Genomic DNA, 13,188 nt, shown 5'->3' with positions numbered 1-13,188 from the left:
TTATGTTGACAGCAACAAAGGCAACGAGATCAGCACTTCCATTCTGGACGCTGTGACCAATGACGCTGCAACCGTGACCACCGCTATCGAAAGCCTGACCGGTACCACCGGCGGTAACGAAGCAGGTGCAGACCGCGTGTTGACCACTGCTCAAGACATCTTGACTGGTACCGCTGGTAACGACAACTTCCGCGCAGTGGCTGGTGCCAACACTGGTAACCAAGACCAAACCACCCTGAACAGCTCCGACATCATCGACGGCGCTGCAGGTAACGACACCTTGATCGTTAACTTGGTTAACGGCGGCGCAGCAGCCAACTACGGCGGCGGTGCTCGTATCAAGAACATCGAAACCCTGAAACTGGGTACCAACAACAACGCCACCTTTGACTACAACGTCAACCAAGGTCAAAACGAAATCACTGACGTGACCACCATCGTTGCTGACCAAATTAACACCGGCGAAACTCTGACCATTCGCAACTTGGTTCGTGACGCTGCTGACAAAGCATTGCCAACCCTGTCTTGGATCAACGACAGCACCGCAGTGAACGGCTTGGCTGGTACTGTTAACGCGGCTTACCGTGCTGCTGCTGTGTCCGGTACTGATGACGAACAAGCAATCAACCTGACCAACGTTCGCGCTGGTACCTTGAACATCAATGCTGGTATCGAAAAAGCAGTTGTTGCTTCGACCGGCACCAGCACCAACTCCATCGCTACTATCGACAGCATCACCGGCACCAACACCACACTGAAAGAAGTGGTGATCAATGCTGAAGCGACTGCTGCTTTGGGCGAAGGCCGCATCATCTCTACCGCTGCTGGTACTCGTGGTCTGGAAGTGGCTCGCACACCAGCTAACGACAACACACAACACGTTTCTTTCGTGAACGTTGGTTCCGCAGTGACCAAAGTGGACGCTTCTGGCTCCAAAGGTAACGTGAACGTTGCCTTCACCGACACAGCAACCGCAGTGGCCAACACCTTTATCGGTGGCGAAGGCAACGATCAAGTTGTGGTGAACGGTGGTAACGACAATCTGTCCGGTGGCAAAGGTAACGACACCTTTATCTTCAACCAGACCAACACTTCCGCTAACGGCACCTTCTTCAACAACAGCGACACCATCGACGGTGGCGAAGGTACTGATACCATTCAAATCGATTACGCTGGCACAGCTGCGCTGGGCCAAGTTGTGATCCAAACTTCCGAATGGTTGAACAGCAAAGGTTTGGATGCATTAGACCTGCGCGCACAAAACACCCGCGTTCAATTAGACGACGCTTTTGTTGGCCGTGCTGATGCTGGTTCTTTTGAAGTGATCACCAACAAGATCGTTCAAAACGATTCCACCACTTCTGTTGCTGACGAAGCCAACAGCCGTCACCAAATCGATCTGACCACTGTGACCGCTTCTCGTGCAGTGAAAGTGACCGGTGGTGAAGGTCGTGAAACTGTGATCGTGACCGATGCACTGAACGGTATGCAAACCCTGAGCGGTGGCAACGGTTTGGACGTGTTGGTTGTGAAAAATGGCGCGACTTTGACTGGCCAAGACTTGGAAAACGTGTCTGGCTTCAACGTGATGAACTTGGTAAAAACCAGCGCAAATGCTCAGTCGTTCCAAATCGACTTGACTGCTGACTTCTTGACCAAGGCGATTGATGCTAACGCAGCAGCAGGTACTTCGGTAAACACTGCTAACCTGTTCCGTATCGTGACTGACGGTGCTGATGCTTTTGGTAACAGCTTGTCTGGTGTACAAGACATCGGCACTGGCGATACCATCAACCTGACGATTGATACCACTGGTCTGACCGCTGGTAGCGGCGCGATCAATGTGAATGATCTGTTGGCAACTGCCGCTGCAGTGAATATCCGCAACGCATCTGGTCAAGCTTTGGTTACTAAAGCGGCTGGTGTGGGTGGTGCGATTACTGTTGCTGCAACCGCAGGTAACATCTTCACTGCAGCAAATGCGACTGCGACTGCTGATGCTGCTTACACCACAACAGCTGCAGCAAGTGTTGGTTCTTTAACAACCTCCGGTCAAGCTTCGACTGGCGGCGGTGCAGCTCCTGCAACTGGTAACACCTTCACCCTGACTGCAGGTCAGGATATCGTGACCTCGACCTCGACCAACCTGGCTGCTCAGCCTGGCGTGTTCTTCAGTACCGGCAACGACACCGTCACCGGTGGTGCTGGCCTGTTGAACGCCAACGACATTCTGGTTGATGCTTCCACGACCGATGCCGACGTTCTGAATGGTCAGCTGGTTGGCGCCATTACTCCGACCAACTGGACCAACATTGAAACGCTGAACTTCGAAATGTTGGGTGATACCACTGGCTTTACTAATACAACCGGCGTTAGCTTGGCTGGTGCGAATGGTTACAAAACGATCGGTGTTTCCGGTGTTGGCCGTACTGCACATCTGGACGATGTGCGTAGCGGCACGACGGTTAACGTCAACTCCGCAATGACCGTTGGTGTTGATATGCTGACCGACGTTGCCACTGACACCCTGACCGTGAATCTGAATGGCGTTACCGGCGCAACTCTGGACGTAAGTGGTGGTACAAATGACATCAATGTTCTGACAATCAACAGCAACACGTCAGCCAACACCGCTAATATCACTATGACAGCTGGTCAATTCGGTACGGCTGCAACTGATCAAATCACTATCGGTGGTTCGCAAAACCTGACACTGACTGCAGCAGACAACCTGCTGACTGCACAGCGTATCAATGCCACCACGAATACCGGCGTAGTTACCCTGTCCAGCAACACTGCTGGTGCAGCAACGATCAATGCCAACCTGATGACCGGTGTCGATGCATTCACGTTCGCAACTTCGAATAACACGGTTACTCTGCAAAACCTCGCTAACAACGCTGGTGGTACTGCTGTTAATCTGTCCGCCGCTGTGACGACGTTGAACCTGTCTGCTCGTGAAGCGGGTGGCGTGGTTAACGTGACTGCATCGAACGACATTGACAACGTAACAGTCAACGCAGGTTCGGCTTCACTTGCCACCATCAACCTGAACACCGGTACGGGTACTAACTTCACCGGCGGCTTGACGGTTAATCTGGCAACCATTGGCGGTAACACCCCGACACTGAATCTTTCTGGCGCTGGTGCTGCGAGCACATCGCAGGCGATCACGCTGACGGCTGGTAACTTCAATGCATCTGGCTTTACTGTCAATGCAGCGGCTGCTACCGAAGGTCTGACCATCAACGGCGCTGCGACTGGCACGATCATCACTGACTCGGCTAAGAATGACACGATCACTGGCGCTGCCGGTAATGATGTGATCAATCTGACGACGGGTGGTAATGATCAGGTTCGCTTTGCTCATGATGGGGCAGCCAATGTGGATACTGTGAATGGTTTCACGGTTGGTGCGGCTACAACAACGGCAAACAATGACTTCATTGGCTTAACTGCTGGTGCATTTACTGGATCAGGCCTTGAAGCAACTACCTTTGCCACAGGTGCCATTGCAGCAACCGCTGCGGGGGTTGTGACTGTATATAACCAAGCAGTTAATACCAACGCGAACTTGGCTGCGAACACTAGCCAAGTTATGAAACTGACCAGTGTGGTGTCTACTAGCTGGGCTACTGCAATGGGTACAAGCTCGTTGAATGTAGCAGACGGTGCAGTCGTAACCGCCATCTTCTTTGACGCTACGAATGGTCAGGCAGTAGTGGGTATCGTCAATACCGAAACCGACAATGCAGCCGGTGACGTTCTGACATCTGCTGATACGTTCGTGGAAATCGCTCGCATCGGTATGACCGCCGCTGATTACGCCAACTTCGGCACCAACCAGATCCTGTTCTTCTAATCTGGAAAGCCCGGTAGGGTGGGCACGTTTCTGTGCCCACCATATCGGTGAATGTTGGAATGCCGGTTGTTTGGCAACCCAACATAACCGACAACGGCAAACGGCAAAACACCGCCGTACGTAATCCCGAACCGCCTCGCCCTTGATTGGGTGGGGCGGTTTTTTTTACCCCTCCCCCTGAAATCAGGGGGAGGCTGGGTGGGGGTCAAAACCCGTGCTTACCCTACTCTGTGGGTTGATACTGCAATCGGGTGCAATTTCTAACTTTAAATTGACTTTGGGTTATTTCTATGGTATAAAAAACTCGACGTAAAGCCGGCGTAAGCCCGGTAGGGTGGGCACGTTTCTGTGCCCACCACATGCTCTGGGTAGCCCGGTAGGGTGGGCACGTTTTTGTGCCCACCACATGCTCTGGGTAGATGCTTGAAGTAATCGAAACCCCGTCCTTCGAAAGATGGGTGGGGTTTTTTAGTTAAGGAGGAGACAAATGCCAACGATTACCTGCAGTAATGATGAGTGTGGAGCAGAGATTGAATTTGATCTAACTCAGCTTGAAGTTGAGCAATCAGAACCGTCCGGAAATCATACGATCCAATACTCCGGCTTTGGAGAAATTGTGTGCAAAGCGTGTTCTACAGTGACGGAAGTCAACTGTGTTTGGGATCAGGTAAATGACACCGGTGAGGTTCTATCGATAGATTTCATTTGAAGCTCGGTAGCCCGAGCACGTTTCTGTGCTCGCCGCATCAGATTTACATTTTTTGGTCGAATTTTTTTTTAGTTATTTTTTCTTAATTTTTTAAAAGTGCAAGGTTTATTATAGAAATTTTTTAAAAAGGCTTTTATTATGGCACAATTCTTATGTCGAGTATGCGATAACAGTTCAGGTTGGGTATTCCCAACAGGGTCAGCAAGAGAAACGATATCTTCACATTATGGGAATTTTGGGTTTGCTTATGAGGAATGGAACTTCAATCCTGGTTTGCTTAAAAATGGTTGGCAATATGGATGGCTGGAAGCATTTAATCCCGGTCCCGGAAAAAGACTGATTGCCCCTGGTCCGCATGACATTCTGCTCTATGTTTGGAGAGGCGGCGCAGCATTTGCTATTGGTAGAATTAATAAATGTGAAAAGCTGAATGTGGGTGTAGGCATTGTTTATCCACATGCTTTTGTGGCCCAAGCCAATGCAGCAGGAGCTTCCATCAAGGCACTTGTATCAGGTTGGAATGTTACGCCTGTTGTGCGCCATCCAAGAATGCAGACTTATTCTCAGATACCTCGTGCTAACATGAGATTTTCACTCGAAAACGCTAATTTATTAAATTTTCATATTCCAATACCAATTAACTACACCAGATATGGTGGACTTCTAGTAACACCCAACAGTCAACTATCTCAAATTTGGAATATGGTACCTTAGGTTGGGCACGTTTCTGTGCCCACCAAATCGGTGAACGTTGGAATGCCGGTTGTTTGGCAACCCAACATAACCGACAACGGCAAACGGCAAAACACCGCCGTATGTAACACCGAACCGCCTCGCCCTTCATTGGGTGGGGCGGTTTTTTACATAAAAGGAGCTTCGTAGGTTGGGTTGCGTACAACCCAACGCTGTGCTGAAACTTGAAAATTTATAAATTTCTTTTAAACAAGGACGGTTATGGCAAAAATTTACTTAATTACAGGCTTTAATAATTGGGGTAAAACACACCTCATTCAGGGTATTTTTAATAAAAAAAAGTTTTTTGGAGGTTGTCCTTCTGTATTTTCGGGAAAAAATTTTTGTGTTGTACCTCAATCCAATGATGATTTAGGTCAAGCTGGTTACATAACCGCATACCAAAACAGGATAAATGCGCTTGGCGGAAATGGGCATCATGTAACCCATGTTGTTTCTGCATTCTGTCCAACACGCGAGCCAAAAAATGACTCATTGGCTATTATTCAACAACTGTTTAACAACGATCAGGTGTTCTTGATACCCATAGAATATAAATGGTGTGGGCACGCCAAGCTTCAGCTGAAAGAAATTGCTAATTATTTTGCACCTGTAACAAATTTACAGATTCATCCTATTTCTCAGCCAAATCCTAGTCTTGTACTCCAAGATTTAAGAAAATTGTTGCCACCGCTTTTGTGAAAAAGCCCGGTAGGGTGGGCACGTTTCTGTGCCCACCACATCGGTGAACGTTGGAATGCCGGCTATCTGGCAACCCAACAAAACCGACACCGGCAAACGGCAAAACACCGCCGTACGTAACACCGAACCGCCTCGCCCTTAATTGGGTGGGGCGGTTTTTTTTATTCCCCTCGGCGGCGTGGGTTTCGTGGGCACAAAACCGTGCCCACCCTACTTTGTGTGGGGATTGCATGGGCATAAAATCATCCTCACCGATCTGACCGTATCAAATGATGCCATGCCACAATATCGACGTTTCTCCATCGCCGGTGGAACCTACTTTTTCACGGTGGTCACCTATCGCCGCCGCCCAATTTTATGCGATGCACCGGTGCGCGCTGCTTTACGCAACGCCATCCAAACCGTACGCGCCCGCTATCCATTTACTATCAACGCTTGGGTATTATTGCCCGATCATCTGCATTGCCTATGGACCTTGCCGCCGGATGATGCGAACTTTGCCAAACGGTGGGCATTGATCAAACGCCATGTTTCGATGACCTGCGCTGGTGAATACCATCGCCCCGATTGGATGACGGCCTCAAAATTGAAACATCGTGAATCGACCTTTTGGCAACGGCGATATTGGGAACATTGCATCTACTCGGAAACGGATTTTACCAATCACCTGAATTACATTTATATCAACCCTGTAAAACATGGTTTGGTATCCCGTGTTTCTGATTGGCCCTACTCAACCTTTCACCGTGACGTTAAAAATGGACTTTATCCATTGGATTGGGCTGGGGGGATGGATGACGATGACCTGTCCGTCGGGGAACCTACTTGATCACATAAACATGATTGTTTTTGGTGGGCACAAAACCGTGCCCACCCTACTTTGTGGATTGCGCGGGCATATCCCTGTGCCCACCAAATCGGTGAACGTTGGAATGCCGACTGTTCGGCAATCCAACAAAACCGACACCGGTAAACGGCAAAACACCGCCGTACGTAACACCGAACCGCCTCGCCCTTGATTGGGTGGGGCGGTTTTTTTTATTCCCCTCGGCGGCGTGGGTTTCGTGGGCACAAAACCGTGCCCACGCTACTTTGTGGGGAGCACCTGCCCACTACACCTCGCCGTCTTGCAGAAGGAATCCCCGCTCTTTAGGGCGAGGAGGAAGTCAACCGTGAGCACGATGATCAGCTGTTGCTATATCCCAATATGGGACTATAATAACCGCATGAACATCGTTGCCGTCAAATTTCTCCGTGCCTTCTGGGAACAGCACCCAGATGCTGAGCAGCCACTCAAGTCCTGGGTTGATGAGACTAAGAAGGCCGCGTGGACGCAACCTGCCGATATCAAAGAGCAGTATCGAAGTGCGAGTATCCTCAAAAATCGCCGCGTGGTGTTCAACATCAAAGGCAACGACTACCGGCTGGTGGTCTCAGTTGCCTACCACTACCAAGCGGTCTATGTGAAGTTCATCGGCACCCACAAAGAGTACGATGCCATAGACGCCGAAACCGTAGAGATGGAGGTCTGACATGGACATTCGCCCGATCCGTACCGAAGAGGACTACAAAGCTGCGCTGCGCGAAGTTTCGGCCTACTTCGACAACGAACCGACCCCCGGCACCCCTGATGGTGACCGCTTTGAAATTTTGCTGACGCTCGTTGAAGTCTACGAGGCTAAGCACTATCCGATTGAACTTCCCGACCCGGTCGAAGCCATCAAATTCCGTATGGATCAGGCTGGGCTAACGCCCAAAGATTTGGTGCCTATGATCGGTCGCCTGAATCGGGTCTATGAGATCCTCAATCGCAAGCGCCCGCTGACGCTGAACATGATTTGGAAGCTGCACGAGAAGCTGGGCATTCCTGCAGACTGCCTGATCCAGCCGCCAAAGGTGAAGCTGGTTGCCTAGCCCGGTAGGATGGGCACGTTTCTGTGCCCACCACAGCGGCAAAACGGCAAAACACCGCCGTACGTAATACGAACCGCCTCACCCTTAATTGGGTGGGGCGGTTTTTTTTTCGGGGATGTGATTGGTAATGGGTTTGGTGGGCGAAAAACTTGACCATCAAAGGGCAGGTACAGAGGCCTGCCCCTACATACGGTAACAGCGCTGATCAACCCTCGAAAATATCCTCTAACCGCTGCGCCTGCGTTAACGATACCCCCCACTGCTGCAACTGCTCCGGCGTCGCCGCCCGTAACCGCGACAACACCCAATCCGGTAGTGGCTGACCAAACCGTGCCTCGATCAATGTTCGGAGGAGAGTTTGCATGGCTTGTATGCCTTCTTCCCTGCCTTCTTCTCTGCCTTCTTCCCGTGCAGTAATGATGTCAGTGTTGTAATCCCACACCGCCCGTTCTCGCGCCAATGCCCGTAACCGTTCTTCCTTGGTTTGGCTCATTTGCTCTAGGGATTGCAAGACAGTCATTACCGGTGTGTGTGTCAGCTGTGCCATGATGTGTTGCTCCTGCCAGTGTTCAAACAGATCGACCCAGTTCTTTAATGCTGTTGGGGCCAGTTGGAGGCGGTCGGCTTTGTCTAATTCCAGAATATCAATTTGCTGTGCTTTGGTGAGGACAACATCGGGAATATGTTGATCGCGCAGTTCAAACCGCCATGAAGCTTGTTCTGGATGTTCAGGGAATAAATCAAAATCCAGTAGATGAATACAAATCACATGCTTCATCTCGCGATAGGATTGACCGCTTTCTAACTGTTCGCTGATAAGACGCGAACTGTAATACAAGCTTCGCTCTCCCCAATACGTCTGTTTCCGCACCTGAATTTCAATATTGTATTGCACGCCAAAGCCATCTTTGGCCAAGACATCCAACACGATTTCTTTGGCGTGGAGGTCTTCACCGGAGATATTGGGATTAAGAATATCGGTGATGGTAATCGGCGGTTGATCGTAGCGGATGCTATTGATCAAATCAGACAGCAATTCGGGTGACTGGGCAAAGAGACGTTTGAAAATGTAATCGTTCTTCGGGTCGAGCAGCGGCAGCATGATGGGAGTGGGGCTGAGGGTAACAGCTGATTGTAGCTTGTGAGCAATAAGCCGAATACACCGAACTGCCCTTGATTGGGTGGGGCGGTTTTTTTACCCCTCGGTGAAGCAGCGAGAAGTTGGATACAAAGGCAAGATTAAGTTATACTTTAATATAACTTAATGGATAGGAGCGGTTCATGCACACGACAAGTTTACGTAAGGTTGGCGGTTCGGTCATGTTGGCCGTGCCCCCTGCTTTTCTTGACCAACTGCATCTACACGCCGGTGTGACGGTAGGGCTTGCGATCGACCATGGCTGTCTGGTGGTTAATCCGAATCCACGGCCACATTACACGCTCGAAGAGTTGCTTGCTCAGTGTGATCCCAATGCTGAGATCTCGGCGGAAGATCGTGAATGGCTTGAGGCACCTGCGGTTGGTGGCGAGCTGTTGTGATGGAGCGAGGTGATATTTATCTCGTTTCACTTGATCCGACATCAGGTCACGAGCAACAGGATACTCGCCCTGTGCTGGTGGTATCACCGACAGCGTTTAACCGGCTAACACGAACGCCCGTCGTATTGCCGATTACCAGTGGCGGCAATTTTGCTCGCACAGCGGGTTTTGCTGTTTCTCTTATAGGATCGGGTACACAAACGACTGGCATCGTGCGCTGCGATCAACCCCGCGCACTCGATATTGATTCGCGCCACGGCCGCAAACTTGAAAGCGTACCGCAGTCTGTGCTTGACGAGGTACTCGCCAAAATTGCGCCGATCTTTAATTAAAGCCCGGTAGGGGGGCACGTTTCTATGCCCACCAAATCGGTAAACGTTGGAATGCCGACTATCTGGCAACCCAACAAAACCGACACCGGCAAACGGCAAAATATCGCCGTACGTAACACCGAACCGCCTCGCCCTGAATTGGGTGGGCGGTTTTTTGACACACGGCACCACGAGCAATAAAAATACGATTGTATCCTACAAACGTTACCGCCGGATGACATGTGAGGAAGCGATTGGGGCGTAGTGGGGCGGGTAATGTAATGAAGTATTTGTGGTTTTTTTGCCGTGATGAGTCCCCCACGGTATTTTTCCGTCTTGAGCAGGCGTGTTTTCATGCTTGCCTGTTCGACGAGAAGCAGGAGTCGTAAATGACCGTCGTAAAGCGCATTCTCTGCCTCGCTAATTCAAAGAAGATGTCCGGCCGTTGCATAGCCGGGCGGGAGGTGCTGGCTACTGGTCCCGGTCCTTGGATCAGACCTGTCAGTGGGAGGCCGACCGAGGAAGTCTCCGAAGACGAGCGCCAATACCAGGACGGCAGCGACCCGCGAGTGCTCGACATCATCGATGTTCCGTTGATCCGGCATCAGCCGCACGCCTGCCAGACGGAGAACTGGTTGCTCGATCCTGGTGACGATTGGACGAAGGTCCGTCAGGTCGGTTGGGTAGAGCTCCAGCGCTATGTCGAGAATCCGGCGACCCTGTGGACGAATACTCGCAGCACGTACAACGGCGCGAACGACGAGATTCTTCAAGCCGATGCAGATGCATTGCCGAACTCCCTCTTCCTGATCCATGTCCCCTCTTTAGAGCTGAGGGTATTTGCGCCCGGGGAGGCGTTTGGAAACTCCAATCGCCGTGTCCAGGCTCACTTTCAGTATCGTGGCATAGAGTATGCGCTTTGGGTGACCGATCCGGTCATCGAACACGAATACAAAACGCGATCTGATGGAACGTACATGATCGGTGAATGCTGCCTCTGTATAAGCCTCGGGGAGCCCTTGCAGAAACAGAACGGAGAATCATGCCGATACAAGCTAGTGGCTGCAGTGATCCAACGTGAACGGGTACGGCCATGAGCAGTCCAATAACTGTCTATACCGTAGGCCATTCCAATCACACGATCGATAACTTTCTCGATCTTCTCGAACGGAACGGCGTTACCGCCTTAGCAGATGTTCGCTCTAGTCCGTTTAGTCGCCATAACCCGCAGTTCAACAAGGACGTCCTGTCGGCCGAGTTGAAGAAGCGCGGCATTGCTTACGTCTTCGTCGGCAAAGAACTGGGCGCTCGATCAGACGACCTCTCCTGTTACGAAGGCGGTAAGGTCCGCTATGGTCGCTTGGCCAGGACCTCGATCTTCAAGACCGGCATCGAACGTGTGTTGACCGGTGCGCAGAAGTATCGCATCGCCCTGATGTGTGCGGAGAAGGAACCACTGGACTGCCACCGCACCTTGTTGATCAGCCGTGCTTTGGAGCAGCGCGGGGTGTCCATCGTTCATATCCTCGCGGACGGAAGTACCGAAACGCATGCACAGACCATGTCCCGGCTGCTCGATTTGGTCGGACTTCCGCAGGAAGACATGTTTTATAGCCGGGATGAGCTTATAGCTAAGGCTTGTGAGTTGCAAGAAGAGAAAATTGCGTACGTTGACGAGTCCCTCGCCGAGCAGAAGTGATCATGAAGCTGTTTACCATCGGGTTCACCAAAAAGTCGGCGGAAGCCTTTTTCACCAAGCTGAAGCTTTCCGGGGCGAAGCGGGTCGTGGATGTCCGCCTCAACAACGTCTCTCAGCTGGCGGGGTTCGCCAAACGCAATGACTTAGAGTTCTTCCTGCGCGAGATTTGCCATATGGACTACGTCCATGTGCCAGAGTTGGCCCCGACGCAGGACATTCTCGACGAGTACAAGAAGAACAAGGGTGACTGGGCCGTATACGAGCAGAAGTTTCTGGAGTTGATGCGCAAGCGGGAGATCGAAAAGAGGGTTGACCCCGCCGTGATCGCGGACGGTTGCCTACTCTGCAGCGAGGACAAGCCGCATCATTGTCACCGACGGCTTGTCGCCGAGTACCTCAAGTCACATTGGGGCGACGTTGAGGTTTTCCACATCATATGATCGAAGGTCCAAAGTCACAGACTACCCACACGTGCCGCATGCCGAATGAGTGGCACATTTATTGCCGAGCAAGCTGGCATTGGCTCACGTCGCTTCTACGCGCGCCGCTGGATTCAGCCCGTAGCCCTCGCGCTTGAGGGCCTCATTCAACGTCATTCGCGACACCCCGAAGTGCCGCGCGACCTCTGCCTTGGTGATCGTCGGATCCATGAGCATCGCCGCGGCCTTGCGCACGTCCGCTTTGCTCATCTTGGGCTTGCAACCCAACACTGCACCAAATCGGTGAACGTTGGAATGCCGGCTATCTGACAATCCAACAAAACCGATACCGGCAGACGGCAAAACACCGCCGCACGTAACACCGAACCGCCTCGCCCTTAATTGGGTGGGGCGGTTTTTTTTATTCCCCTCGGCGGCGTGGGTTTCGTGGGCACAAAACCGTGCCCACGCTACATCTCGGTGGATGCGCTACGCTTATCCGCCCTAGGGTAGAGCAATAGAAGGGGGGCTTTTATGCTACAATAACCATAAGGCTAATTAACCCATACGAGGATACGCCATGCAAGCAATCACCTTTGAAGCTGATATTGTGAGCGAATTTCTGCGTATTCCCAATTTTGAGCAGTTAAAGAATAAACACGTCAAAGTGGTCATTGAGGCAAGTGAAACGCAAATCAGTGATATTGACAGCTGTTTTGATCGTTTTCATTATGACCTAGCTTCACAACCATTTAATCGGGACGAAGCCAATGCACGCTAAGGTGTTTGCAGATACAAATATTATTCTGTATCTACTATCCGATGACATCACTAAAAAAACACGTGCTAAACAAATACTCAGCAATAGACCTATCATCTCGCTTCAAGTTGCTAATGAGTTTACTAATGTGTGTATTAAAAAACTAAAATTGACTCCAGATGAATTATTATCATCTCTAAAAATAATTGAAAAATATGCTGTATTTGTACCTTTCGGTTTAGCAACCATTCATCAAGCGATTGAACTACAAACACGCTATAAACTGCAATACTACGACAGTCTGATTGTTGCTACTGCTTTAGAAAATGATTGTGATATTCTGTATTCTGAAGATATGCAGCATGGGATGCTAATTGATGAAAGAATGAGATTGGTAAATCCATTTCTGTAATTATTTCTTATGTATGAAGTGACCACGTTTCCGTACCCACCACATCGGCAAACGGCAAAACACCGCCGTATGTAATCCCGAACCGCCTCGCCCTTAACTGGGTGGGGCGGTTTTTTTTACCCCTCCCCC

17 protein-coding genes are annotated in these 13,188 nt (G+C 50.8%); 15 read left to right on the top strand and 2 right to left on the bottom strand.

Annotation, left to right across the window (positions count from 1 at the left end; all coding sequences use genetic code 11):
• The 7 genes from G465_RS0111215 to G465_RS0111180 form a co-directional block, all read left to right on the top strand.
• Nucleotides 1–3,862, top strand: a 3,862-nt coding sequence (locus G465_RS0111215) for a beta strand repeat-containing protein (RefSeq protein ID WP_022654557.1), incomplete at its 5' end; no start/stop codon positions are given.
• Nucleotides 3,863–4,349: 487 nt separating this feature from the next.
• The gene (locus G465_RS0111210) at nt 4,350–4,571 is read left to right on the top strand and encodes a hypothetical protein (RefSeq protein WP_022654556.1); all 222 of its coding nucleotides are present in this window, start codon (nt 4,350–4,352) and stop codon (nt 4,569–4,571) included.
• A gap of 138 nt (nt 4,572–4,709) precedes the next feature.
• Nucleotides 4,710–5,285: a hypothetical protein gene (locus G465_RS15840; protein ID WP_155846547.1), complete on the top strand. Its 576-nt coding sequence runs from the start codon at nt 4,710–4,712 to the stop codon at nt 5,283–5,285.
• A gap of 240 nt (nt 5,286–5,525) precedes the next feature.
• Nucleotides 5,526–6,005 (top strand): hypothetical protein, encoded by a 480-nt coding sequence (locus G465_RS0111200; RefSeq protein WP_022654554.1) that lies wholly within the window; start codon nt 5,526–5,528, stop codon nt 6,003–6,005.
• Nucleotides 6,006–6,282: 277 nt separating this feature from the next.
• The gene (locus G465_RS0111195; protein ID WP_022654553.1) at nt 6,283–6,834 is read left to right on the top strand and encodes an REP-associated tyrosine transposase; all 552 of its coding nucleotides are present in this window, start codon (nt 6,283–6,285) and stop codon (nt 6,832–6,834) included.
• 352 nt (nt 6,835–7,186) lie between these two features.
• Nucleotides 7,187–7,537 carry a type II toxin-antitoxin system HigB family toxin gene (locus tag G465_RS0111185; protein ID WP_022654551.1) on the top strand — a complete coding sequence of 117 codons (351 nt, stop codon included), beginning with the start codon at nt 7,187–7,189 and terminating at the stop codon, nt 7,535–7,537.
• Nucleotide 7,538: 1 nt separating this feature from the next.
• Nucleotides 7,539–7,919, top strand: coding sequence for a helix-turn-helix domain-containing protein (locus G465_RS0111180; RefSeq protein WP_022654550.1), 381 nt, complete (start codon nt 7,539–7,541; stop codon nt 7,917–7,919).
• A gap of 205 nt (nt 7,920–8,124) precedes the next feature.
• Here the strand turns inward: G465_RS0111180 and G465_RS14555 are convergent, their stop codons facing one another.
• Nucleotides 8,125–9,021 (bottom strand): Rpn family recombination-promoting nuclease/putative transposase, encoded by an 897-nt coding sequence (locus tag G465_RS14555; protein WP_022654549.1) that lies wholly within the window; start codon nt 9,019–9,021, stop codon nt 8,125–8,127.
• Between the two features lie 179 nt (nt 9,022–9,200).
• Here G465_RS14555 and G465_RS0111170 point away from each other — a divergent pair, with 179 nt between their 5' ends.
• From G465_RS0111170 to G465_RS0111145, 6 genes are all read left to right on the top strand, one after another.
• Nucleotides 9,201–9,458, top strand: a complete 258-nt coding sequence (locus tag G465_RS0111170) for an AbrB/MazE/SpoVT family DNA-binding domain-containing protein (RefSeq protein WP_022654548.1) — start codon at nt 9,201–9,203, stop codon at nt 9,456–9,458.
• Nucleotides 9,458–9,790, top strand: a complete 333-nt coding sequence (locus G465_RS0111165; RefSeq protein WP_022654547.1) for a type II toxin-antitoxin system PemK/MazF family toxin — start codon at nt 9,458–9,460, stop codon at nt 9,788–9,790. Before G465_RS0111170 ends, G465_RS0111165 begins: the two co-directional genes overlap by 1 nt.
• Nucleotides 9,791–9,841: 51 nt before the next feature.
• A complete protein-coding gene (locus G465_RS16390) occupies nt 9,842–9,970 on the top strand; it encodes a hypothetical protein (RefSeq protein ID WP_281166793.1) in 129 nt (42 codons plus the stop codon).
• 188 nt (nt 9,971–10,158) lie between these two features.
• Complete coding sequence (locus tag G465_RS0111155; RefSeq protein ID WP_022654545.1) at nt 10,159–10,866, top strand: dual OB domain-containing protein; 708 nt, start codon at nt 10,159–10,161, stop codon at nt 10,864–10,866.
• Nucleotides 10,863–11,468 carry a DUF488 domain-containing protein gene (locus G465_RS0111150; RefSeq protein WP_027405413.1) on the top strand — a complete coding sequence of 202 codons (606 nt, stop codon included), beginning with the start codon at nt 10,863–10,865 and terminating at the stop codon, nt 11,466–11,468. Before G465_RS0111155 ends, G465_RS0111150 begins: the two co-directional genes overlap by 4 nt.
• Nucleotides 11,469–11,470: 2 nt before the next feature.
• Entirely contained in the window at nt 11,471–11,908 is a 438-nt protein-coding gene (locus G465_RS0111145) for a DUF488 domain-containing protein (RefSeq protein WP_022654544.1), read from the top strand.
• Nucleotides 11,909–11,992: 84 nt separating this feature from the next.
• Here G465_RS0111145 and G465_RS15570 read toward each other — a convergent pair whose 3' ends face one another.
• A complete protein-coding gene (locus G465_RS15570; protein ID WP_022654543.1) occupies nt 11,993–12,157 on the bottom strand; it encodes a helix-turn-helix domain-containing protein in 165 nt (54 codons plus the stop codon).
• A 310-nt stretch (nt 12,158–12,467) separates the two neighbouring features.
• On the opposite strand from G465_RS15570, the gene G465_RS14550 reads away from it, so the two are divergent.
• Nucleotides 12,468–12,668, top strand: coding sequence for a hypothetical protein (locus tag G465_RS14550; RefSeq protein ID WP_022654542.1), 201 nt, complete (start codon nt 12,468–12,470; stop codon nt 12,666–12,668).
• Nucleotides 12,658–13,059 carry a PIN domain-containing protein gene (locus G465_RS0111130; RefSeq protein ID WP_022654541.1) on the top strand — a complete coding sequence of 134 codons (402 nt, stop codon included), beginning with the start codon at nt 12,658–12,660 and terminating at the stop codon, nt 13,057–13,059. Before G465_RS14550 ends, G465_RS0111130 begins: the two co-directional genes overlap by 11 nt.
• Nucleotides 13,060–13,188: the final 129 nt, after the last annotated feature.

This window comes from Aquaspirillum serpens DSM 68 (assembly GCF_000420525.1).
Lineage (GTDB): Bacteria > Pseudomonadota > Gammaproteobacteria > Burkholderiales > Aquaspirillaceae > Aquaspirillum > Aquaspirillum serpens.
Note: the sequence above shows the minus strand (reverse complement) of the source record. Positions and strands in the feature narration are given on the sequence as shown.